The organism is Enterobacter sp. WP_7_1 (genome assembly GCF_003688535.1).
Lineage (GTDB): Bacteria > Pseudomonadota > Gammaproteobacteria > Enterobacterales > Enterobacteriaceae > Enterobacter > Enterobacter asburiae.
Genome location: NZ_REFK01000009.1, coordinates 53,086 through 75,432 on the forward strand (window position 1 = coordinate 53,086; position 22,347 = coordinate 75,432).

Consider the following 22,347-nt stretch of genomic DNA (forward strand, 5'->3'; position numbering starts at 1 on the left):
GCCACGATGCCCTGTAGACATAGTGTTAATTTATCGTTAACGAGCAAAAACGAGAAATATCGAAATCAAAATGTGTGGTCTGCGTCAATAAAATGAGCGTTTTCGCGCCATAAAGCACATTTTTGCATCAGTACAGGAATGTGAGCTGAATCATTTCATTAACGAATCAGTTAACAATTTAGGGGTATATGACGCGAACACACCAGGACCAGACCTAAAAGTGTTGCAAACCGCGATCTGCGCGGTGTGTCGCTGGACACAGAGCGCCGCGCTCCATACAATCGACGGTATATGTCGTGCGCGTTTATGTTAAAGCGTCGCCTTGCAATTCAGGAGAGGTAGCATCATGTCTTTAGAAGTGTTTGAGAAACTGGAATCGAAAGTACAGCAGGCGATTGACACCATCACCCTGCTGCAGATGGAAATTGAAGAGCTGAAAGAGAAGAACAACAGCCTGGCGCAGGAAGTTCAGAACGCTCAGCACGGCCGCGAAGAGCTGGAGCGCGAAAACAACCAGCTGCGCGAACAGCAGAACGGCTGGCAGGATCGCCTGCAGGCGCTGCTGGGACGTATGGAAGAAGTCTAATTTCTCTCGGGAAATACAGATGAAATAAGCCGGGTAAGGCGTCGCCGCCACCCGGCTTTTTTTATGGTTCTCGCTGACTTTTTACTACTCGATATCCAGCGGGTCTTCGGAAAGGATAATGCCGGTATTATCGGCGTAGAGATGGTCCCCGGAGAAGAAGGTCACGCCGCCGAAATTGACGCGCACGTCGCTTTCGCCGATGCCGTCACCTGCCGCCCCTACCGGTATGGCCGCGATGGCCTGAATCCCGATATCCAGGTCTTCCAGATCGTCCACCTGACGCACGGAACCGTACACCACAAGGCCTTCCCACTCATTCTGAACGGCAATGCCGGCCAGTTCAGCATCAATTAATGCACGGCGCACGGAACCGCCGCCGTCTACCACAAGAACGCGGCCGCGGCCATTCTGTTCGAGCAGATCGTACAGCAACCCGTTGTCCTCGAAACATTTCACCGTGACGATTTGACCGCCAAACGACGACCTCCCACCAAAGTTGGAGAACAGCGGTTCAACGACGTTGACATCTTCCTGGTAGATGTCACAGAGCTCGGAGGTATCGTATTTCATAGGTTTAACGCTCAGTTGCTGCGAATGTGTTCAGTATATCGTGCGAAATGCGTTGTTGGCAAAATCATCAATTGTTAATTGATATTTGTCAGCTAACGCAGCGTCTGGCTTAAAACAATCCCGATGACGAACAACAGGTTAGTCAGCAGCGCGCCTTTTACCGTGCGCTCCAGCATTGGCGGCATGGCGGACGGGCTGAGTTCACGCATCACAAAGCGGGCCTGCTTAATCAGCAGCGGCGCGGCAAGCACAAACAGCCAGCCCCACAGGCTCTGCAAGGAAATCAGGTTAAACAGCGCCAGGCAAACCAGCGCGCCAATGAGCAGACAGGCGTGATAGCGGCGCGCATTGACCGGCCCCAGACGAACCGCCAGGGTATTTTTGCCGTTCTCGCGATCGCTGTCGATGTCGCGCAGGTTGTTGATGTTGAGCACCGCCGTCGCCAGCAGGCCGCAGGCGGTTGCGGGCAGGAACAGGGCAGGGATCACCGTATGCGCCTGCAGGTACCAGCTTCCCATCACGCTCAGCCAGCCGAAGAACACCAGTACGGAGATATCCCCGAGTCCAATATAACCGTAAGGACGCGTGCCGACGGTGTAGGTGATGGCCGCGATAATAGCCAGTAAACCCAGCACCAGGAAGCCAATGAAATCGCTGGTGGTCTTAGACGCCACCGTCACCAGCGCCAGGCCGGATACGCAGATCAGCGCTACGGTGATAATCAGCGCGCGTTTCATCTGCGCCTGGGTAATCACCCCTTTCTGCATCCCGCGCAGTGGTCCTATGCGGTCCGGCTTGTCGCTGCCTTTTACCGCGTCGCCGTAGTCGTTGGCGAGATTGGAGAGAATTTGCAGCAGGCCGGCGGTAATCAATGCCAGCGCGGCGACCAGCGGATCAAAATAACCCTGCCACCAGGCAAGGGCGGTGCCGACGATAATTGCGGCAAAGGCCAGAGGAAGCGTTTTAGGGCGCAGACTTTCGAGCCACGCCTGAGTACGGCTGATGTCAGTCATAAGTATTTAGCCAATAAAAATGGGGGCATTAGCCCCCATTAAACGTGATGAGAATCCAGTAACCGCGATTATAGGATAAAACGGCTCAGATCTTCATCTGCCACTAACGCATCCAGATGTTTACTCACATATTCTGCGTCAATGGTAACGGTTTGACCGTTAAGGTCGCTCGCGTCGTAAGAGATATCTTCAACCAGGCGTTCCAGCACGGTATGCAGGCGACGCGCACCGATGTTCTCGGTGGTTTCGTTGACCTGCCATGCGGCCTGGGCAATACGCTTGATACCGTCTTCGGTGAACTCGAGGTTCACGCCTTCGGTCGCCATCAGCGCTTTGTACTGTACGGTAGCAGAGGCGTTTGGCTCGGTCAGGATACGTTCGAAATCTTCGGTGGTCAGCGCCTGCAGCTCAACGCGGATAGGCAGACGCCCCTGCAGTTCCGGGATCAGATCCGACGGGCTGGCAACCTGGAACGCACCGGAAGCGATAAACAGGATGTGGTCCGTTTTCACCATGCCGTGCTTGGTGGAGACGGTGCAGCCTTCAACCAGCGGCAGCAGGTCGCGCTGAACGCCTTCGCGGGATACATCCGGGCCGGAGCTGTTGCCGCCGCGCTTACAAATTTTGTCGATTTCGTCGATAAACACGATGCCGTGCTGCTCAACCGCGTCGATAGCGTCCTGCTTCAGCTCTTCCGGGTTTACCAGCTTCGCCGCTTCTTCTTCAATCAGCAGCTTCATCGCGTCTTTGATTTTCAGCTTACGCGCTTTCTGCTTCTGGCCGCCCAGGTTCTGGAACATGGACTGCAGCTGGCTGGTCATCTCTTCCATGCCCGGAGGCGCCATGATTTCTACACCCATTGGCGCGGCAGCGAGATCGATCTCAATCTCTTTGTCGTCCAGCTGGCCTTCACGCAGCTTCTTGCGGAACGCCTGACGCGCAGCGGACGGTTCCGCCTGCTGTTCTGCCTGGCCCCAGTTGTTTTTTGCCGGTGGGATCAGCACGTCGAGAATGCGCTCTTCCGCCATCTCTTCCGCGCGGTAGCGGTTTTTCTCGATCGCCTGGACGCGCACCATCTTGATCGCCGAGTCGGTCAGATCGCGGATGATGGAGTCAACTTCTTTACCCACATAGCCCACTTCGGTGAACTTGGTGGCTTCAACTTTAATGAACGGCGCGTTAGCCAGCTTCGCCAGACGACGGGCGATTTCGGTTTTACCGACGCCGGTCGGGCCGATCATCAGAATGTTTTTCGGCGTCACTTCGTGGCGCAGCTCTTCGTCAAGCTGCATACGACGCCAGCGGTTACGCAGGGCGATAGCCACGGAACGCTTGGCGTTATCCTGGCCGATAATGTGTTTGTTCAGTTCGCTGACAATTTCGCGTGGGGTCATTTCAGACATGGGAGATCCTTACGCTTTGGAGGTCAATTCTTCGATGGTGTGGTTGTGGTTGGTATAAATGCAGATATCACCTGCAATATCCAACGCCTTCACCGCGATATCACGCGCGTTCATGTCGGTATTCTCCAACAGCGCGCGGGCTGCAGCCTGGGCATAAGGGCCGCCAGAGCCGATGGCAATCAGATCATTTTCCGGCTGAATGACGTCGCCGTTACCGGTGATGATCAGCGAGGCGGTTTCATCGGCTACGGCCAGCAGCGCTTCGAGCTTGCGCAGCATGCGGTCGGTACGCCAGTCTTTCGCCAGCTCAACGGCAGCTTTCACCAGATGACCCTGGTGCATTTCCAGTTTGCGTTCAAACAGTTCAAACAGCGTGAAGGCGTCCGCCGTGCCGCCTGCAAAACCGGCGATCACTTTGTCATTGTAGAGACGGCGCACTTTTTTCACGTTGCCTTTCATGACGGTATTACCCAGCGTGGCCTGGCCATCACCGGCGATTACCACATGGCCGTTACGGCGTACACTTACTATTGTTGTCACGAGCAGACCCCCTGGTTACAGAATCGGGAAACAGAAGCCCTGAGCCTGTGCCCAGGGCTGAATTAAATGATAGATGGGGGGGATTTTGGGGGGTTCAACCCCCGGAGGCGAGTCGAATGCAGTTTGTGTGACCGGCGATTTTCAACCGCGAAATGGTGCCATCGGCATTTTCTTTGCCTTTGACTGGACCAATCACCACGCGATTCCAGCCGTTATTGGTGGTAATACGCGAATCAAACCCTTCAAAGGCCAGCTGCGCGCGCACCGTTTCCGCCTGCTCTGCGCCTTTGAACGAACCGCACTGCACCATCCAGCGGCGCTCGTCTTTTTTCTCAGCCGTCTGCTTCGGCGCTTCGGTCTCTTTGGTGACCGGCGCGGCCTGCTGCGTTTTCGGCTGCTGCGCGGTGGTATGCGCTGGCGTCTGGAGCAGATCCTGATACGGCTGAGCCGCCTGTTTCTGCGGCTGCGTTTTCGGCTGCTGCTGGACAGGCTGAGACTGCGCCGTACGCGTCTGCTGCTGGTATGGCTGTTCCGTTACCCGCGGCTGTGCTTTCGGCTGCTGCACCGGCTGGGTTTGCGCCCACTGCTGCTGTTGTTGCTGCTGCTGGATCTGCTGTTGCGCCTGACGTCGCTGCAGCGTTTGCTGGCGCTGTGCCGGGGTCTGCTCATTCCACGGTACTTCGTTCAGCTGCGTAGGCTGCTGGCGCATATCGGCCTGCATTTGGGCCAGCAGCTGACGCTGTTCATCCGTCAGCTGATTCGCATTCTGCACTTCACCACCCGCAGAAGGTTCGGTTGGCGCACGCACCCCGGGCTGACGGCTTTCCAGCTCTTTGATATAGCGCCAGCGCTCTTCAGGCTTCGGAGGAAGGCCATTTCCGGCAACTTTACTGGCCTGAAGCGCCTCAGACTCTTCTTTTTTATGGTGCGTGATGAAGTACAGGCCACCAATAAAGGCGACGACTACAGCCGCAGCAATAGCGACCATTGCTGGCGAGACAGCAGGCAGGTTACGTTGCTTTTTCCTTGAGCTACTCTTTTTGCGTCGCGAAGGTGCCGGCTGGCCGCGACGTACATAATCTCGTTGTGCCACTATCGTTTCGCTGTATTTATTCGTTCGTCAGTCCGCCATGTTACTTAAGCGGCGGGGCTTTGACCAGATAAGGGTATCCGAAAGACGTTTACTTTAAGTCAATGCCTGGGTAGTTCCTCGGACAATCAGTTCGCAGTCCAGCAACCGCGAGCCGCTGCTAACTGTTTGACCGTGAAGCTGATCCAGCAGAAGCAGCATCGCTTCGCGGCCAATTTGATAGCGCGGCTGAGCGACCGTTGAGAGCGGCGGATCGCAAAATTCTGAAAGCGAAATATTGTCGAATCCGATGATCGATAAATCTTTCGGTATCCGCAGGCCGCGGCGTTTGGCGTACGATAATGCGCCCAGCGCCATCACGTCGCTGTGACAAAATACGGCGGTTGGCGGTTCAGGCAGGTCCAGAAGTTTCTCCAGCGCTTGTCCACCCGCGGCGAAGGTAAAGTCTCCGCGCGCAATGTAGTGCGGATCGACGGTGACGCCGGTACGGCGCAGCGCCTGTACGTAGCCCTGTAAGCGATAGTGACACAGCGGCATCTCTTCCGGCCCGGCAATACAGCCAATGCGCTTATGCCCCAGCTCCTGGAGATAGTTTACGGCGTTGAACGCGGCGGTGAGGTTATCAATGTGGACCGTCGGCAGCTCCAGCTCTGGCGCAAACTCGTTGGCCATCACCATCGGCGGTAAATTACGCTGCTCTTCAATGCTGGCATCAAAAGGCAGGCGAGAGCCAAGCAGCAGCATGCCGTCGATCTGCTTGGTGATAATGAGATCGATGAAGGTTTTTTCCTGCTGGTTCTGGTGAGCACAGTCGCCAATCAGCACCAGGTAACCCTGTTCCGCAGCGGTGACTTCAATACCGCGGATAATCTCGCTGAAGAAGGGGTCACAGATGTCCGGCACAATCACCAGAATGGTGCGCGACTCATTGCGTTTAACGTTACGCCCCATCGCCTGTGGGAAATAGCCCACTTCAAGCGCAGCCTGCTCCACCCGGTTACGGGTCGCCTGGGAGACTTTATCCGGGTTCATTAATGCGCGGGATACCGTTGCCGTAGAGACTTGTGCTTTCTGGGCAACGTCTTTCATGGTCGCCGGTGCAACCTCTTTCCTGGACTTCAACGTCTTCTCCTCGCCTGAACACCGAACTTCTGACATCACCATTTTTACAGATAGTTAATGGAATCGGTTACAGAATTTTCATAAAAAGTGTGAGGAGTGTTAAATTTTTCGATCCGTCTTCAGCCTTCGATAGGATCGACGTCCAGTACCCACTTCACTTTTCGCGCTTCCGGCAGCGTGTTGATGAGCGCCAGCGTGCCGCTGACGATGTGCTGAAGACGAACGCGCGAGGGGTGCTGGAGCAAAATTTGCCAGCGAAAACGTCCGCCGCGTTTTGGGGCCAGCGCTGGAACCGGGCCCAAAATCCAAAGCTGATTATCCACCAGCGGGCTGGCCTGCAGGAGGTTTCTCAGCTGCTGCAGGAAAAGCGGCGCCTGCTGGTTGTTGTGATCTTCCGCGCGGATGATGACGTGGCTGGTCCACGGCGGCAGCTGCATGGTCTGGCGTTCGGCCAGCGCCTGCTCGGCAAAGGCGTCATAGCCTTTATGCAGCAGGGTTTGCAGCAGCGGGTGCTCAGGATGGTGCGTTTGCAGCACCACTTCGCCCTGTTTACCGGCGCGACCGGCACGCCCTGCCACCTGGGTATAAAGCTGGGCGAAGCGCTCGGCTGAGCGGAAATCTGCCGAGAATAGCGCGCCGTCTACGTCCAGCAGGGCAACCAGCGTGACGTCCGGGAAGTGGTGGCCTTTCGCCAGCATCTGGGTGCCAATCAGAATGCGTGCTCCACCGCGATGCACTTCCGCCAGCTGCTGTTCCAGCGCCCCTTTGCGGCTGGTGGTGTCCCGGTCGATACGAGAGATAGGCACGTCCGGGAAGAAGGGGCCAAGCGCCTGTTCCAGCTGTTCCGTCCCCAGACCGACCGGCACGATATGCGTTGAGCCACACGACGGGCACTGGCGCGGCACCGGGCGCTGGCTGTCGCAGTGGTGGCAGCGCAAATGCCGCTGGGCCTGGTGGAAGGTATAGTAGTGGTCGCAGCGCGGGCACTCGGCAATCCAGCCGCAGTCGTGGCACAGCAGGGCGGGGGCGAATCCGCGTCGGTTAAGGAACAGAATGACCTGGTTCCCCGCCTGCAGGTGCTGGCGCATGCGGGTAATCAATGCAGGCGCGAGCCCGGCCTGAACCTGCTGGCCTTTCAGATCCAGCACGTGCTGAATGGCCGGACGGGCATTCCCCGCGCGACGCGTCAGGCGCAGCATATGGTATTTACGCTGGCGCACGTTGTGCAGCGTTTCGAGCGCAGGCGTGGCGGAGCCGAGAATAATGGGAATTTGCTCGCTGTGCGCGCGGTAGACCGCCAGATCGCGGGCGTGATAGCGCCAGCCTTCCTGCTGTTTATAGGAGCTGTCGTGCTCTTCGTCGATCACGATAACGCCAAGATTTTTAAAAGGCGTAAACAGCGACGAGCGGGTGCCGATCACAATCGCCGCTTCGCCGTTTTTGGCTTTCAGCCAGGCGCTGAGGCGTTCGCTGTCGTTCAGGCCGGAGTGCAGCACCTCAACCGGCGCGTTAAAGCGCTCGCGGAATCGGGCGATGGTTTGCGGCGTCAGGCCAATTTCCGGCACCATCACCAGCGCCTGTTTGCCCTGCGCGAGCACGTTTTCCAGCACGCTCAGGTAGACTTCGGTCTTGCCGGAACCGGTGACCCCCGCCAGCAGCCAGGCAGAGAAATGATCGGAGGCGCTATGAATCGCGCCCACGGCGGTGGCCTGCTCGGTATTCAAACGCAGGCGATCCCCTGAAACAGAGAAACTCTCCCGCCAGTCGTAAAGAGCGGGGGCTTCGCTGGCCAGTTCGCTCAGCCCTTTCTTTCTTAAGGCCTGTAGCGCCGTTTCGCTGACCTCAAGCTCGTCGACCTGATGTCGCCAGATTTTTCCCTGACGCAGCGCCGCCAGCGCCTGCTGCTGTTTTTGCGATCGCTTCAGGCTGTTGATATCCACCGCCTGGCCCTGCTCGGTGGCAAACCAGTACCACATCGGCGCATGGCTGGCGCTTTTGCCCTGGCGCAGCATGATTGGCAGGGCGTGGAACAGCACGTCGCCAATCGGGTGATGATAATAATCCGCCGCCCACAGCAGCAGTCGCCAGGTGCTGATAGAGTAAACCGGCTCGCTGTCCAGCACCTCAACGACCGACTTCAGCTCGTTAAGCGGTAATTCGCTTTTATCGCTGACGGAGACGACGATCCCCACGCGCTGCTGTTTGCCAAACGGCACGGTCACGCGGCAGCCCGCTTTGGCGCTCATGCTGTCGGGCAGCAGGTAGTCAAAGGTGCGGGGAAGCGGAACGGGCAGGGCAACGTGAGCGACGGGCATCGAATCTTCCTGACTTGAAAAGTGGCGCGTTAGTATACACATTAGTAAAAGCGGCGTGCGGATCAGTTTGCATACGTTGGTCAAATTCTGTATGATTCGCCGCCTTTGGTGTACTTTACGCCAAAGAACTTACAATCAACATCGCGTGGTGTCTGGCGTTAGGGCTGGAAGAGCGACGCGGCCTTAACTGAGGTTCTCCCATGAAAAAAGATATTCACCCGAAATACGAAATGATTACTGCAAACTGTTCTTGCGGTAACTCTATCCAGATCCGCTCTACCGTGGGTCACGATCTGAACCTGGACGTGTGCGGCAAATGCCACCCGTTCTACACTGGTAAGCAGCGTGACGTTGCAACCGGTGGCCGTGTTGACCGCTTCAACAAGCGTTTCAGCATCCCGGGCGCTAAATAAGTTTCCCGAAAAAAAGGCACCGCAAGGTGCCTTTTTTGTATCCGCTTCTCAGTATTCCCACGTCTCCGGGTCAATACCCAGTTCACGCATGATCACCTTCGCCTCTTCCGGGATTTCATCACTACGCTCTTTGCGCAGATCTTCATCGTTCGGCAACGGTTGACCGGTAAACGCATGCAGAAACGCTTCGCACAGCAGTTCGCTGTTGGTCGCGTGGCGCAGGTTATTCACCTGACGACGCGTACGTTCATCGGTGAGGATCTTCAACACCTTCAGAGGAATGGAAACCGTAATTTTCTTTACTTGCTCACTCTTCTTACCGTGCTCAGCGTATGGGCTGATATATTCGCCGCTCCATTCAGCCATGAGATACCTTTAATCCTCTCAGTCATTTATTTAAAGGTGCAAAACCTGTAACCACCCGTTTTGAACCGCAATCTTGTCTAGTTTACCGTAGAGACGATACCGTGGCACGGATATTGCCGCTGCAGCGTGCACTAAAGCATATAATTTTAACGGCTATTTGCGCATTGCTCAATCTATACGCAAAGAAGTTTAGATGTCCAGATGTATTGACGTCCATACTTTCAGTGTTTACTCTGGTGCCTGACTTTTCACCTCATTCGCCAGGAAGCCCTCACCATGACGCGTAAACAGGCCACTATTGCAGTGCGTAGCGGATTAAATGATGACGAGCAGTACGGCTGCGTTGTCCCGCCGATTCATCTTTCCAGTACCTACAATTTCACCGGATTTAATGAACCCCGCGCGCATGATTATTCGCGTCGCGGCAATCCTACGCGTGACGTGACCCAGCGCGCGCTGGCCGAACTGGAAGGTGGCGCAGGTGCAGTATTAACCAATACGGGGATGTCCGCCATTCACCTGGTGACCACGGTGTTCCTGAAACCAAGTGACTTGCTGGTTGCGCCGCACGACTGCTACGGCGGCAGCTATCGTCTGTTTGACAGCCTGGCGAAACGCGGCTGCTATCGCGTGCTGTTTGTCGATCAAAACGACGAACAGGCGCTGAAACAGGCCCTGGCAGAGAAACCGAAGCTGGTTCTGGTGGAAAGTCCAAGCAATCCATTGTTGCGCGTTGTCGATATTGCGAAAATTTGTCAGCTCGCAAGGGATGCGGGAGCGATAAGTGTAGTGGATAATACGTTCCTCAGTCCGGCCCTTCAGAACCCACTCGCACTGGGTGCCGATCTGGTATTGCATTCATGCACTAAATATCTGAACGGCCATTCTGATGTGGTGGCGGGCGTGGTGATTGCCAAAGATCCCGACGTTGTCACCGAACTGGCATGGTGGGCCAATAATATTGGCGTCACCGCGGGGGCCTTCGACAGCTATCTGCTGTTGCGCGGCATCCGCACGCTGTCGCCGCGCATGGACGTGGCGCAGCGCAATGCTCAGGCGATAGTCGATTTCCTGAAAACCCAGCCGCTGGTGAAGAAGCTTTATCATCCTTCGCTGCCGGAAAATCAGGGGCACGAGATTGCCGCGCGCCAGCAGAAAGGGTTTGGCGCGATGTTAAGTTTTGAACTGGACGGTGACGAGCAAACGCTGCGTCGCTTCCTGAGCGGGCTGTCATTGTTTACGCTGGCGGAATCCTTAGGTGGGGTTGAAAGCTTGATCTCCCACGCCGCAACCATGACGCACGCAGGTATGGCACCGGAAGCACGTGCCGCCGCCGGAATTTCTGAGACGCTGCTGCGTATCTCAACCGGCATTGAAGATTCTGAAGATTTAATTGCCGATCTGGAAAATGCCTTCCGGATCGCAGCCAAGGGGTAATCATGAGTGTGATAGCGCAGGCAGGGGCGAAGGGTCGTCAACTGCACAAGTTTGGTGGTAGTAGTCTTGCTGATGTGAAATGTTACCTGCGCGTTGCAGGCATCATGACGGAATATTCACAGCCGGGTGACATGATGGTTGTTTCGGCGGCGGGCAGCACCACCAACCAGTTGATTAGCTGGCTGAAACTGAGCCAGACCGATCGCCTTTCTGCGCATCAGGTGCAACAGTCCTTACGCCGCTACCAGAGCGAGCTGATTGCCGGCCTGCTGCCTGCGGACGTGGCGGACGGGCTGATCGGCGCCTTCACGCATGACCTTGAACGTCTGGCTGCCCTGCTGGACAGCGGGATTACCGACGCGGTGTATGCCGAAGTGGTGGGCCACGGAGAAGTGTGGTCCGCGCGCCTGATGGCCGCCGTGCTGCAACACCTGGGCGTAGAAGCGGCCTGGCTCGACGCGCGTGATTTTCTGCGCGCCGAACGCGCCGCGCAGCCGCAGGTGGATGAAGGGTTGTCCTACCCGCTGCTGCAACAGCTGCTGGTGCAGCACCCGGGTAAACGTATTGTCGTCACCGGCTTTATCAGCCGCAGCAACGCGGGCGAAACCGTGCTGCTGGGCCGTAACGGTTCTGACTACTCGGCAACGCAGATTGGTGCGCTGGCTGGCGTGTCCCGCGTCACCATCTGGAGCGACGTGGCCGGTGTGTACAGCGCGGACCCGCGTAAGGTGAAAGATGCCTGCCTGCTGCCGCTGCTGCGTCTCGACGAAGCCAGCGAGCTGGCGCGTCTGGCCGCGCCGGTGCTGCACGCGCGCACGCTGCAGCCGGTTTCCGGCAGCGATATCGACCTCCAGCTGCGCTGCAGCTATACCCCGGATCAAGGCTCCACGCGCATTGAGCGCGTGCTGGCGTCCGGTACCGGGGCGCGTATTGTCACCAGCCACGACGACATCTGCCTGATTGAGTTCCAGGTGCCTGCGGGCCAGGACTTCAAGCTGGCGCATAAAGATATCGACACTATCCTGAAACGCGCCCAGGTGCGTCCGCTTGCCGTTGGCGTGCATAACGATCGTCAGCTGCTGCAGTTCTGCTACACCGCTGAAGTGGCGGACAGCGCGCTGAAAATTCTGGATGAAGCGGGCCTGCCGGGCGAGCTTCGCCTGCGTCAGGGGCTGGCGCTGGTGGCGATGGTGGGCGCGGGCGTCACCCGTAACCCGCTGCACTGCCACCGCTTCTGGCAGCAGCTGAAAGGCCAGCCGGTGGAGTTCACCTGGCAGTCGGAAGAGGGCATCAGCCTGGTCGCCGTCCTGCGCAAAGGCCCAACCGAGAGCCTGATTCAGGGTCTGCACACCTCCCTGTTCCGCGCGGAAAAGCGCATCGGTCTGGTGCTGTTTGGTAAAGGCAACATTGGTTCCCGCTGGCTGGAGCTGTTTGCCCGCGAACAGGTGACGCTCTCGGCGCGTACCGGGTTTGAATTTATTCTTGCGGGCGTGGTGGACAGCCGCCGCAGCCTGCTGAACTACGAAGGGCTGGACGCCAGCCGCGCGCTTGCCTTCTTTAATGATGAAGCCGTAGAGCAGGACGAAGAGTCGCTGTTCCTGTGGATGCGCGCGCACCCGTATGACGATCTGGTAGTGCTGGACGTTACCGCCAGCGAACAGCTTGCGGATCAGTATCTGGATTTCGCCAGCCACGGTTTCCACGTTATTAGCGCGAACAAGCTGGCGGGGGCGAGCAGCACCGATAAATACCGCCAGATCCACGACGCGTTTGAAAAAACAGGGCGCCACTGGCTCTATAACGCCACCGTTGGGGCTGGCCTGCCGGTTAACCACACTGTGCGTGACCTGATTGAAAGCGGCGACAGCATTCTGGCGCTGAGCGGTATCTTCTCCGGCACGCTCTCCTGGCTTTTCCTGCAGTTTGACGGCACCGTACCGTTCACCGACCTGGTGGATCAGGCGTGGCAGCAGGGCTTAACCGAGCCCGATCCGCGCGTTGACCTTTCCGGCAAAGACGTAATGCGTAAGCTGGTGATCCTGGCGCGTGAAGCCGGTTACGACATCGAACCGGATGCCGTACGCGTCGAATCGCTGGTGCCTGCCGGCTGTGAAGAAGGTTCTGTGGATCATTTCTTTGAAAATGGTGAAGAGCTTAACGAGCAGATGGTACAGCGACTGGAAGCGGCGAACGAGATGGGGCTGGTGCTGCGCTACGTGGCGCGTTTCGAGGCCAACGGAAAAGCGCGAGTCGGCGTCGAGGCGGTGCGTCCTGAACATCCGCTGGCGGCGCTGCTGCCGTGCGATAACGTCTTCGCCATCGAAAGCCGCTGGTATCGCGATAACCCGCTGGTGATCCGCGGTCCTGGTGCGGGGCGCGATGTCACCGCTGGAGCCATTCAGTCCGACATCAACCGTCTGGCTAAACTGCTGTAAAACCTGAATTTCCCTCTCCCTGTGGGAGAGGGTTAGGGTGAGGGCATCAGACCGCACTCACCCTCATCCTGAATTTCCCTCATATTCCCTGAGCAAACCTCACCGTTATTGTTGATTATTTATGTTGACGTCACTCCGCTTTTCCGTCATTTTTACATCTGGACGTCTAAACGTATAGAAGTTCACAACACAACAAATAACGACATGCGATTGATAGAGGTAAGGTATGAGCTTTTTTCACGCCAACCAGCGGGAAGCACTGAATCAGAGCCTGGCCGAAGTAAACGGCCAGATTAACGTCTCTTTTGAATTTTTCCCGCCGCGCACCAGTGAAATGGAGCAAACCCTGTGGAGCTCTATCGATCGTCTTAGCAGCCTGAAGCCGAAGTTCGTCTCCGTGACTTACGGCGCTAACTCCGGCGAGCGTGACCGTACGCACAGCATCATTAAAGGCATCAAAGATCGTACCGGTCTGGAAGCGGCGCCGCATCTCACCTGTATCGACGCGACCCGCGACGAGCTGCGGGCCATCGCCCAGGATTACTGGAATAACGGCATTCGTCATATCGTCGCTCTGCGCGGTGACCTGCCGCCGGGCAGCGGTAAGCCGGACATGTATGCCGCCGATCTGGTCGCGCTGCTGAAAGACGTGGCCGACTTTGATATCTCCGTTGCCGCTTATCCTGAGGTGCATCCGGAAGCGAAAAGCGCCCAGGCCGATCTGCTGAACCTCAAGCGTAAAGTGGACGCCGGCGCGAACCGCGCCATTACCCAGTTCTTCTTTGATGTGGAAAGCTACCTGCGTTTCCGTGACCGCTGCGTCTCCGCGGGCATCGACGTTGAAATTATCCCGGGTATTCTGCCGGTCTCTAACTTCAAACAGGCGAAGAAGTTTGCCGATATGACCAATGTCCGCATTCCGCTGTGGATGTCCAAAATGTACGAAGGGCTGGACGACGACCCGGAAACCCGCAAGCTGGTGGGAGCCAATATCGCGATGGACATGGTGAAAATTTTAAGCCGTGAAGGGGTGAAAGATTTCCACTTCTATACGCTGAACCGCGCGGAGATGAGCTACGCCATTTGCCATACGCTGGGTGTTCGTCCGGCGTAATAAGCACAAAGCCCTCGTATTACGAGGGCTTTTTTGTCACGCGAATAGTTAAAAGGTATTAGCTATCGAATCTGTGGATTAATTCAACTATAACTTATTGCTAGTGGTGTATATCGTAACGGTAACACTGTAAAAGGGAGCATAGCGATGAGCACGTCAGACGAGACCAATAAAGCGGCATCGGTCGGCAAATGCCCGTTCCACCAGGGCGGCGTCGATCACAGCGCGGGGGCAGGTACAGGCAGCCGCGACTGGTGGCCAAAACAACTCCGCATCGATCTTCTTAACCAACATTCCAATCGTTCGAACCCGCTGGGTGAAGACTTCGACTACCGCAAAGAATTCAGCAAACTTGATTACTCCGCCCTTAAAGGCGACCTCAAAGCCCTTTTAACCGACTCTCAACCGTGGTGGCCTGCCGACTGGGGCAGCTATGCGGGCCTGTTTATCCGTATGGCCTGGCACGGCGCGGGTACCTATCGCTCCGTGGACGGACGCGGTGGCGCTGGTCGTGGTCAACAGCGCTTTGCGCCGCTGAACTCCTGGCCGGATAACGTGAGCCTGGATAAGGCGCGCCGTCTGCTGTGGCCAATTAAGCAAAAATACGGACAAAAAATTTCCTGGGCCGACCTGTTTATCCTCGCGGGTAACGTGGCGCTGGAGAACTCCGGTTTCCGCACCTTTGGTTTTGGTGCCGGGCGTGAAGACGTCTGGGAGCCGGATCTGGACGTGAACTGGGGTGATGAAAAAGCCTGGCTGACCCACCGTGACCCGGAAGCGCTGGCGAAGCGTCCTCTGGCCGCCACCGAAATGGGCCTGATCTACGTTAACCCGGAAGGGCCAAACGCCAGCGGCGAACCCCTGTCTGCTGCGGCGGCCATTCGCGCGACCTTCGGCAACATGGGGATGAACGACGAAGAGACCGTTGCGCTGATCGCGGGCGGCCACACTCTCGGCAAAACCCACGGCGCGGGTGAAGCCACGCACGTGGGCACCGACCCGGAAGCCTCGCCGATTGAAGCGCAGGGCCTGGGCTGGGCCAGCACGCACGGCACGGGGATTGGCGCAGATACCATTACCTCCGGTCTGGAAGTTATCTGGTCGCAAACCCCGACCCAGTGGAGCAACTACTTCTTCGAGAACCTGTTCAAATACGAATGGGTGCAGACCCGCAGCCCGGCGGGGGCGATTCAGTTTGAAGCCGTGGATGCGCCGGAAATCATGCCCGATCCGTTCGACCCGTCGAAAAAACGCAAACCTACTATGCTGGTCACCGATCTGACGCTGCGTTTTGACCCGGAATTCGAGAAAATTTCCCGCCGCTTCCTGAACGATCCGCAGGCCTTCAACGAAGCCTTCGCGCGCGCGTGGTACAAGCTGACGCACCGCGATATGGGGCCAAAATCGCGTTACCTTGGCCCGGAAGTGCCGAAAGAAGATCTGATCTGGCAGGACCCGCTGCCGCAGGCGGTGTTCAATCCGTCGAAAGAAGACATTGAAAGCCTGAAGGCGGAAATCGCTGCATCTGGCCTCTCCGTGAGCGAACTGATTTCCGTTGCCTGGGCGTCAGCTTCAACCTTCCGCGGCGGCGACAAGCGTGGCGGCGCCAACGGCGCGCGTCTGGCGCTGGCCCCTCAGCGCGACTGGGATGTGAACGCCGCAGCGGTTCGCGCGTTGCCGGCTCTGGAAGCTATCCAGCGCACCACCAACAAAGCGTCTCTGGCCGATATCATCGTGCTGGCGGGCGTGGTGGGCGTTGAGCAGGCGGCGAAAGCGGCAGGCGTTTACGTCAACGTTCCTTTCACGCCGGGCCGCGTCGATGCGCGTCAGGATCAGACGGATATCGAGATGTTTAACCTGCTCGAACCGATTGCCGACGGCTTCCGCAACTACCGTGCGCAGGTGGATGTGTCCACCACTGAGTCACTGCTGATTGATAAAGCCCAGCAGCTGACGCTGACCGCGCCTGAGCTGACGGTGCTGATCGGTGGCCTGCGCGTGCTGGGCGCAAACTTTGATGGCAGCAAGAATGGCGTGTTCACCGACCGCGAGGGCGTGCTGAGCAACGATTTCTTCGTGAACCTGCTGGACATGAACACCCAGTGGAAGGCGACCGACGAATCTAATGAACTGTTTGCCGGAAGCGATCGCGCCAGCGGTGAAGTGAAATACACCGCCACCCGCGCCGATCTGGTCTTCGGTTCTAACGCCGTCCTGCGCGCGCTGGCAGAGGTTTATGCCAGTGATGATGCGCATGAGAAGTTTGTTCGCGACTTCGTTGCCGCATGGGCGAAGGTGATGGATCTGGACCGGTTTGACCTGCAGTAACCGTTGTGCCGGGTGGCGCTGACGCTTACCCGGCTTACGGACAAAAAAATCCCCGCTGATGCGGGGATTTTTATTCACGCTATTTACTCCCACTCCTGCAGGAACCGCTGCCCATACTGGTCGGCCACCAGCAGTGCCGCATACACCTGATCCGGCGTTACGCCGCCGGGCATGTTGTGGATAGTTTCCCCTTCGGCACAGGAGGCTTCCGCGATCAGGCGCATTTTGGCCGGAATATCCTCTTTGATGTTCAGCTGCGCCAGCGTGATCGGCAACCCAACGCTGTGACAAAGCGCGGCGACGGTCTCTATTTCTTCTACCGGCGCGTTTTCCAGCACCAGCTGCGTCAGCGTGCCAAACGCCACTTTTTCACCGTGATAGAAGTGGTGCGCGTCCGGTACCGCCGTCATTCCGTTATGAATAGCGTGTGCTGCCGCCAGCCCGCCGCTTTCAAAGCCTACGCCGCTGAGATAGGTATTGGCTTCGATAATGCGTTCCAGCGCCGGTGTAACCACATGCTGTTCCGCGGCCAGCATGGCTTTTTCACCCTCTTCAACCAGCGTGTTGTAGCACAGCTCGGCCAGCGCGAGTGCTGCCTGCGTACATTTGCCGCCCGCCATGGTGGTTGCGCCGCTGCGCGAGCAGGCGCGTGCTTCAAACCAGGTTGCCAGCGCGTCGCCAATCCCGGCGGCCAGCAGGCGTGCCGGCGCGCCCGCTACCACTTTGGTATCGACGATAACCATGTTCGGGTTGTGCGGCAGCATCAGGTAGCGATCGAACTCACCGCTGTCGGTGTAAATGACGGAAAGGGCGCTGCACGGCGCATCGGTGGAGGCAATTGTCGGGGCGATAGCGACCGGCACATCCATAAAATGGGCCAGCGCTTTGGCGGTATCGAGCGTTTTACCGCCGCCGATACCCAACACCGCCAGACAGTCGGCGCTGTCGGCCAGTTTTTTCAGTCGGTCGATTTCATTTTGTGAACATTCGCCGCCAAACGGCGCGATTTCGGCATGCAGTTCGGCTTTTTTAAAACTCTGACGCAGGGTCTCTTCGGCAAAACCCAGCACAAATTTATCGCCGACAACCAGCCAGCGATTGGCCAGGGGTTTCAGATAGTCGCCGAGACGGGTAAGCACATCAGCGCCCTGGATATATTTTCCCGGCGATTGAATGATACGGTCCATAACAGTTCTCCCTTAGAGGTTGAGGTTACCAAACGCGTTTTTCCAGTCCTGCTCGAACTTCTCTATGGCTGACTCTACCGCTGGCGTGCCGAGCATTTGTTGCGCTACGTCTAAGGGAAGCGTGATTGCCTCGCATCCCGCCAGCAGGCAGTCCAGCGCCTGACGCGGCGTTTTGAAGCTGGCGGCCAGCACGCAGCTTTCCGGCGCGTGCATTTCCAGCAGGGATTGCAGCTCCTGGACCATGCGAATGCCGTCACCGCCCTGAGCGTCAACGCGGTTTACATACGGCGCGACATATTTCGCGCCTGCCAGCGCGGCGAGCAGGCCCTGTGCCGCGCCGTAAACGGCGGTTCCCAGCGTTGTTATCCCCTCTTTTTTCAATGCCTTAATCGCGATGAGCCCCTGAGCCGTCACCGGGATTTTCACCACGATGTCAGGGACGGCGTTACTCAGGCGTTTGGCCTCCGCCACCATGCCTTCGGCATCGCGGCTCATGGTTTGAGCAAACAGCGTGCCTTCCGGTCCGATGGCTTTTTGCAGACGCGGCAGCACGTTCCAGATGGATTCACGGCTGGCGGCAACGATGCTCGGGTTGGTGGTGACGCCCGCAATGGGGAAAACGCGCGCCAGGCGTTCAACTTCCGCCACGTTGGCGGTATCCAGGTACAGTTCCATTATTTTTCCTTAAGTCAGAAAGGTTGAATAAAGGATAAGACGCGGGCAGGCAGAGCGGATACAGGCCAATTTTGCCAAATACTGGACAAATGTAATGTCCTTAGCGAAGTGCGAGAGCGATCACAATGCTATTTTTTGGCGATCAGCTCGCTGTGATACTGGCGACGATATTCGGAAGGGGAACGCTCGGTGTGCTTGCGAAAGAGACGGCAGAAGTAATTGCTGTCTGTAAACCCGCAGCTTGCGGCGATATCTTTGATTTTAAGATCGTAGCCTTTCAGCAGCTGGCGCGCGTGTTCGAGTCGCGTTTGGGTCAGGTATTCGTTGAACCCCACGTTGCCAATCTTCTGAAAGAGGTGGGAAAGGTAGTTCGGCGAGACGTAGAACGCCTGCGCGACGGATTCACGGGTTAACGCCGAAGCATGATGTTCTTCAATGAAGCGGCGAATGGCCTCAAACAGGGCGCGGCTGCGGCTGGCGGTGTGGATATCGCTGCCAAGCAGATCCCGGCAGTGGCTGAGCAGGCTTAATACCACCAGTATCGCGGTCTCTTGCTCATCCGGCTGCATCTGTAATTCGGTTAGCGTCTGCAGAAGAAAAGCACCCGTTCGCGGACCGCGGCGGGCAACCTGGAGCTGCTGCACAAGCGTATTGTCATGCTGTAACTCGATAGCCAGCAGCTGCTTACCGAAATGTATGCTCAGGGCGTCAGGCGATGGCTGCGTTAAGTGTCCAAAGGATGAAAATATCGCCTCACAGGGGGTATCAAGGGTAATGACGAGGCAGGGAGATGTTCGGGTGTATTGTTCAGACAGCGCTGAGAAATGAATCTGACCCAGCGGTAGCGTGCGGTTCACCAGGTCTGCCAAAATTCGGGTGATATCGAAATGCATGAGAAGACTACCGAAATGTACCGGGTGGTGCTAACGCTTACCCGGCCTACCAGTGTAGGTCCGGGCAAGCGCGGCGCCGCCAGGCATAGCGTATTAGCCGGTGTTACGCATACCCGCAGCAACACCCGCAATCGTCACCATCAGCGCCTGTTCAACGCGCGGATCCGGCTCTTTACCTTCTTCTTCCGCCAGACGCGAACGGTGCAGCAGCTCTGCCTGCAGGACGTTCAGCGGGTCGGTGTAGATGTTACGCAGCTGAATAGACTCGGCAATCCACGGCAGGTCCGCCATCAGATGTGAGTCGTTGGCGATGTCCAGCACCACTTTGATGTCGCCTTCCAGCAGTTCGCGTAGCTCTTTACCCAGCGCCCACAGCTCTGGTTTCACCAGACGCTGGTCGTAGTATTCCGCCAGCCACAGGTCGGCTTTCGAGAAGACCATCTCCAGCATACCCAGACGGGTAGAGAAGAACGGCCAGTCGCGGCACATGGTTTCCAGTTCGTTCTGTTTACCGTCTTCCACCACTTTTTGCAGCGCGGCACCGGCACCCAGCCAGGCGGGCAGCATCAAACGGTTCTGCGTCCAGGCGAAGATCCACGGGATCGCGCGCAGAGACTCTACGCCACCGGTCGGGCGACGCTTCGCAGGACGTGAGCCCAGTGGCAGTTTACCCAGCTCCTGCTCAGGCGTGGCCGAGCGGAAGTAAGGGACGAAATCTTTGTTTTCACGCACGTAGCCGCGGTACAGATCGCAGGAGATATCAGACAGCTCGTCCATGATATGGCACCAGGATGCTTTCGGCTCCGGCGGCGGCAGCAGGTTTGCTTCCAGGATAGCGCTGGTGTAGAGCGACAGGCTGCTGATGGTCACTTCCGGCAGACCGTACTTGAAGCGGATCATCTCGCCCTGCTCGGTGACGCGCAGGCCGCCTTTCAGGCTTCCCGGCGGCTGCGACAGCAGCGCTGCGTGTGCAGGCGCGCCGCCACGGCCAATCGAGCCACCGCGTCCGTGGAACAGGGTCAGTTCAATACCGGCTTTCTCGCAGGTTTTGATCAGTGCGTCCTGCGCCTGATACTGCGCCCAGGATGCCGCCATCACGCCCGCATCTTTCGCGGAGTCAGAATAGCCAATCATCACCATCTGTTTGCCCTGAATAAAGCCGCGGTACCAGTCGATATTCAGCAGCTGGGTCATGACGTCGTTGGCGTTGTTCAGGTCGTCGAGGGTCTCAAACAGCGGGGCGACCGGCAGAGCGTAGTCGATTCCCGCTTCTTTCAGCAGAAGGTGAACGCCCAGCACGTCGGACGGGGTCTTCGCCATGGAGATCACATAGGCGGCCACCGATCCTTTCGGCGCGTCCACGATCGCTTTACAGGTGTTGAGCACCTCGCGGGTTTCGTTGCTTGGCTCCCAGTTACGCGGCAGCAGAGGGCGCTTCGAGTTCAGCTCGCGGATCAGGAAGGCCTGTTTGTCGGCTTCGGACCAGCTTTCATAGTCGCCGATGCCGAGATAGCGGGTCAGCTCGCCCAGGGCTTCGGTATGACGGGTACTTTCCTGACGTACGTCGATACGCACCAGCGGCACGCCGAAACACTTCACGCGGCGCAGGGTGTCGAGCAGTTCGCCGTTAGCGATGATGCCCATCCCGCAGGCCTGCAGTGATTTATAGCAGGCGTAGAGCGGCTCCCAGAGCTGTTCGTTCTGGCTGAGCAGCCCTTCCGGCTTCGGCAGGCGCTGACCTTTCAGACGCGCTTCCAGCCAGGCCTGAGTGGCCATCAGCTGACCACGCAGTTTCTTCATCAGGAAACGGTACGGCTCGCTGGCGCCTTCTTCCCCGGCCAGCGCGCGCAGTTCAGGCGTTGCCTCAACCATCGACAGCTCGGAGATCAGCACCTGAATGTCTTTCAGGAACAGGTCGGTCGCTTTCCAGCGGCTCAGCAGCAGGACGTGACGGGTGATTTCTGCGGTCACGTTCGGGTTGCCGTCGCGGTCGCCGCCCATCCAGGAGGTGAAGCGCACCGGAACAAAGTCGACCGGCAGGCGGTAGCCGAGGTTCTCTTCCAGCTGTTCGTTCAGCTCGCGCAGGTAGTTAGGTACCCCTTCCCACAGGCTGTTTTCCACCACCGCAAAGCCCCATTTGGCTTCGTCGACCGGGCTTGGACGATGCTTACGAATTTCATCGGTGTGCCAGGACTGGGCAATCAGCTGGCGCAGACGGCGCATCAGCTGGTTGCGTTCGTAGTCGGCAATGTCTTTGTTATCCAACTGCTTCAGACAGTTGTTCACTTCCACCATTTTGTGGATCAGGGTGCGACGGGTAATTTCAGTGGGGTGTGCGGTCAGCACCAGCTCCAGCGAAAGTGACTCCACCGCTTTTTTTATGGTGGCTTCGTTGAGGTCTGGCTGATCTTTCAGTTTACGAAGGGTGCGGGCAATGACTTCCGGGTTGCTTGCCGCTTCGCCATTTGGCGAAATGCTGTGGTATTGCTCAGCGGTGTTAGCCAGGTTCAGGAACTGGCTGAATGCGCGTGCAACGGGTAGCAGCTCATCGTTTGAGAGGTTCTGCAAGGTGGTGAGCAGCTCCTGACGACTGGCCTCGTTACCGGCACGGGAAGATTTGGACAGCTTGCGGATGGTTTCAACGCGGTCGAGGATGTTCTCCCCCAACGCGTCTTTGATGGTATCTCCAAGCACTTTGCCGAGCATACTGACATTACTACGCAACGCGGAATATTGTTCGTTCATAAAAACCCAGTCACCCCATCATTTTTGTTTATGTCCAGGCGAAAATTTTCTGGACATTATTTTGTCATCTCCCTTTATAAAGCCACGTAAAACCCCCGTCGTCAATTGCTGCGAA

The 22,347-nt window shown here is 57.5% G+C and carries 18 protein-coding genes; 6 read left to right on the forward strand and 12 right to left on the reverse strand.

Translation table 11 applies throughout. From position 1 onward, the window contains the following. The first annotated feature begins 346 nt into the window (after window positions 1-346). Window positions 347-586, forward strand: coding sequence for a septal ring assembly protein ZapB (zapB, locus tag BJ885_RS22530; protein WP_010436935.1), 240 nt, complete (start codon window positions 347-349; stop codon window positions 584-586). An 84-nt stretch (window positions 587-670) separates the two neighbouring features. Here the strand turns inward: zapB and rraA are convergent, their stop codons facing one another. The 7 genes from rraA to priA form a co-directional block, all read right to left on the reverse strand. Beyond that, window positions 671-1,156 (reverse strand): ribonuclease E activity regulator RraA, encoded by a 486-nt coding sequence (gene rraA, locus BJ885_RS22535; RefSeq protein WP_023309687.1) that lies wholly within the window; start codon window positions 1,154-1,156, stop codon window positions 671-673. Between the two features lie 92 nt (window positions 1,157-1,248). Further along, window positions 1,249-2,169 (reverse strand): 1,4-dihydroxy-2-naphthoate polyprenyltransferase, encoded by a 921-nt coding sequence (gene menA, locus BJ885_RS22540; protein WP_023309686.1) that lies wholly within the window; start codon window positions 2,167-2,169, stop codon window positions 1,249-1,251. A gap of 68 nt (window positions 2,170-2,237) precedes the next feature. After that, window positions 2,238-3,572, reverse strand: a complete 1,335-nt coding sequence (hslU, locus tag BJ885_RS22545) for an HslU--HslV peptidase ATPase subunit (RefSeq protein WP_023309685.1) — start codon at window positions 3,570-3,572, stop codon at window positions 2,238-2,240. 9 nt (window positions 3,573-3,581) lie between these two features. Further along, window positions 3,582-4,112, reverse strand: coding sequence for an ATP-dependent protease subunit HslV (gene hslV / locus BJ885_RS22550; protein WP_008501802.1), 531 nt, complete (start codon window positions 4,110-4,112; stop codon window positions 3,582-3,584). 94 nt (window positions 4,113-4,206) lie between these two features. Further along, on the reverse strand, window positions 4,207-5,205 hold the full coding sequence (gene ftsN / locus BJ885_RS22555; protein ID WP_047646961.1) for a cell division protein FtsN: 999 nt from the start codon (window positions 5,203-5,205) through the stop codon (window positions 4,207-4,209). Between the two features lie 93 nt (window positions 5,206-5,298). Further along, a complete protein-coding gene (cytR, locus tag BJ885_RS22560) occupies window positions 5,299-6,324 on the reverse strand; it encodes a DNA-binding transcriptional regulator CytR (protein WP_023309683.1) in 1,026 nt (341 codons plus the stop codon). 119 nt (window positions 6,325-6,443) lie between these two features. Then, on the reverse strand, window positions 6,444-8,639 hold the full coding sequence (priA, locus tag BJ885_RS22565; protein ID WP_121932826.1) for a primosomal protein N': 2,196 nt from the start codon (window positions 8,637-8,639) through the stop codon (window positions 6,444-6,446). 200 nt (window positions 8,640-8,839) lie between these two features. Between priA and rpmE the strand changes: the two genes are divergently transcribed. Beyond that, window positions 8,840-9,052: a 50S ribosomal protein L31 gene (gene rpmE / locus BJ885_RS22570; RefSeq protein ID WP_003862040.1), complete on the forward strand. Its 213-nt coding sequence runs from the start codon at window positions 8,840-8,842 to the stop codon at window positions 9,050-9,052. Between the two features lie 48 nt (window positions 9,053-9,100). On the opposite strand, the gene metJ is transcribed toward rpmE, so the two are convergent. Beyond that, complete coding sequence (gene metJ / locus BJ885_RS22575; RefSeq protein ID WP_015966498.1) at window positions 9,101-9,418, reverse strand: met regulon transcriptional regulator MetJ; 318 nt, start codon at window positions 9,416-9,418, stop codon at window positions 9,101-9,103. Window positions 9,419-9,694: 276 nt separating this feature from the next. Here metJ and metB point away from each other — a divergent pair, with 276 nt between their 5' ends. The 4 genes from metB to katG all read left to right on the forward strand — a co-directional run bounded on the left by metB (window position 9,695) and on the right by katG (window position 16,732). Continuing rightward, on the forward strand, window positions 9,695-10,855 hold the full coding sequence (metB, locus tag BJ885_RS22580) for a cystathionine gamma-synthase (protein WP_121932825.1): 1,161 nt from the start codon (window positions 9,695-9,697) through the stop codon (window positions 10,853-10,855). A gap of 2 nt (window positions 10,856-10,857) precedes the next feature. After that, entirely contained in the window at window positions 10,858-13,290 is a 2,433-nt protein-coding gene (locus BJ885_RS22585) for a bifunctional aspartate kinase/homoserine dehydrogenase II (protein WP_029739191.1), read from the forward strand. A gap of 226 nt (window positions 13,291-13,516) precedes the next feature. Continuing rightward, entirely contained in the window at window positions 13,517-14,404 is an 888-nt protein-coding gene (metF, locus tag BJ885_RS22590; protein ID WP_023309676.1) for a methylenetetrahydrofolate reductase, read from the forward strand. A 147-nt stretch (window positions 14,405-14,551) separates the two neighbouring features. Then, entirely contained in the window at window positions 14,552-16,732 is a 2,181-nt protein-coding gene (gene katG / locus BJ885_RS22595; protein WP_121932824.1) for a catalase/peroxidase HPI, read from the forward strand. A gap of 83 nt (window positions 16,733-16,815) precedes the next feature. Here katG and BJ885_RS22600 read toward each other — a convergent pair whose 3' ends face one another. The 4 genes from BJ885_RS22600 to ppc form a co-directional block, all read right to left on the reverse strand. Continuing rightward, window positions 16,816-17,919 carry a glycerol dehydrogenase gene (locus BJ885_RS22600; protein ID WP_008501794.1) on the reverse strand — a complete coding sequence of 368 codons (1,104 nt, stop codon included), beginning with the start codon at window positions 17,917-17,919 and terminating at the stop codon, window positions 16,816-16,818. A 12-nt stretch (window positions 17,920-17,931) separates the two neighbouring features. Then, window positions 17,932-18,594, reverse strand: coding sequence for a fructose-6-phosphate aldolase (gene fsa, locus BJ885_RS22605; RefSeq protein ID WP_121932823.1), 663 nt, complete (start codon window positions 18,592-18,594; stop codon window positions 17,932-17,934). 128 nt (window positions 18,595-18,722) lie between these two features. Beyond that, window positions 18,723-19,487, reverse strand: coding sequence for an AraC family transcriptional regulator (locus BJ885_RS22610; RefSeq protein ID WP_121932822.1), 765 nt, complete (start codon window positions 19,485-19,487; stop codon window positions 18,723-18,725). Between the two features lie 93 nt (window positions 19,488-19,580). Further along, the gene (gene ppc / locus BJ885_RS22615) at window positions 19,581-22,232 is read right to left on the reverse strand and encodes a phosphoenolpyruvate carboxylase (RefSeq protein ID WP_023309665.1); all 2,652 of its coding nucleotides are present in this window, start codon (window positions 22,230-22,232) and stop codon (window positions 19,581-19,583) included. Window positions 22,233-22,347 lie beyond the last annotated feature (115 nt).

What these genes read in the sequence shown, in the direction of transcription:
- katG (WP_121932824.1), top strand. Translation starts at nt 14,552, where the DNA reads ATGAGCACGTCAGACGAGACCAATAAAGCGGCATCGGTCGGCAAATGC.
- BJ885_RS22585 (WP_029739191.1), top strand. Translation starts at nt 10,858, where the DNA reads ATGAGTGTGATAGCGCAGGCAGGGGCGAAGGGTCGTCAACTGCACAAG.
- fsa (WP_121932823.1), bottom strand. Translation starts at nt 18,594, where the DNA reads ATGGAACTGTACCTGGATACCGCCAACGTGGCGGAAGTTGAACGCCTG.
- zapB (WP_010436935.1), top strand. Translation starts at nt 347, where the DNA reads ATGTCTTTAGAAGTGTTTGAGAAACTGGAATCGAAAGTACAGCAGGCG.
- rpmE (WP_003862040.1), top strand. Translation starts at nt 8,840, where the DNA reads ATGAAAAAAGATATTCACCCGAAATACGAAATGATTACTGCAAACTGT.
- metF (WP_023309676.1), top strand. Translation starts at nt 13,517, where the DNA reads ATGAGCTTTTTTCACGCCAACCAGCGGGAAGCACTGAATCAGAGCCTG.
- rraA (WP_023309687.1), bottom strand. Translation starts at nt 1,156, where the DNA reads ATGAAATACGATACCTCCGAGCTCTGTGACATCTACCAGGAAGATGTC.
- menA (WP_023309686.1), bottom strand. Translation starts at nt 2,169, where the DNA reads ATGACTGACATCAGCCGTACTCAGGCGTGGCTCGAAAGTCTGCGCCCT.
- metJ (WP_015966498.1), bottom strand. Translation starts at nt 9,418, where the DNA reads ATGGCTGAATGGAGCGGCGAATATATCAGCCCATACGCTGAGCACGGT.
- BJ885_RS22600 (WP_008501794.1), bottom strand. Translation starts at nt 17,919, where the DNA reads ATGGACCGTATCATTCAATCGCCGGGAAAATATATCCAGGGCGCTGAT.
- priA (WP_121932826.1), bottom strand. Translation starts at nt 8,639, where the DNA reads ATGCCCGTCGCTCACGTTGCCCTGCCCGTTCCGCTTCCCCGCACCTTT.
- hslU (WP_023309685.1), bottom strand. Translation starts at nt 3,572, where the DNA reads ATGTCTGAAATGACCCCACGCGAAATTGTCAGCGAACTGAACAAACAC.
- metB (WP_121932825.1), top strand. Translation starts at nt 9,695, where the DNA reads ATGACGCGTAAACAGGCCACTATTGCAGTGCGTAGCGGATTAAATGAT.
- BJ885_RS22610 (WP_121932822.1), bottom strand. Translation starts at nt 19,487, where the DNA reads ATGCATTTCGATATCACCCGAATTTTGGCAGACCTGGTGAACCGCACG.
- ppc (WP_023309665.1), bottom strand. Translation starts at nt 22,232, where the DNA reads ATGAACGAACAATATTCCGCGTTGCGTAGTAATGTCAGTATGCTCGGC.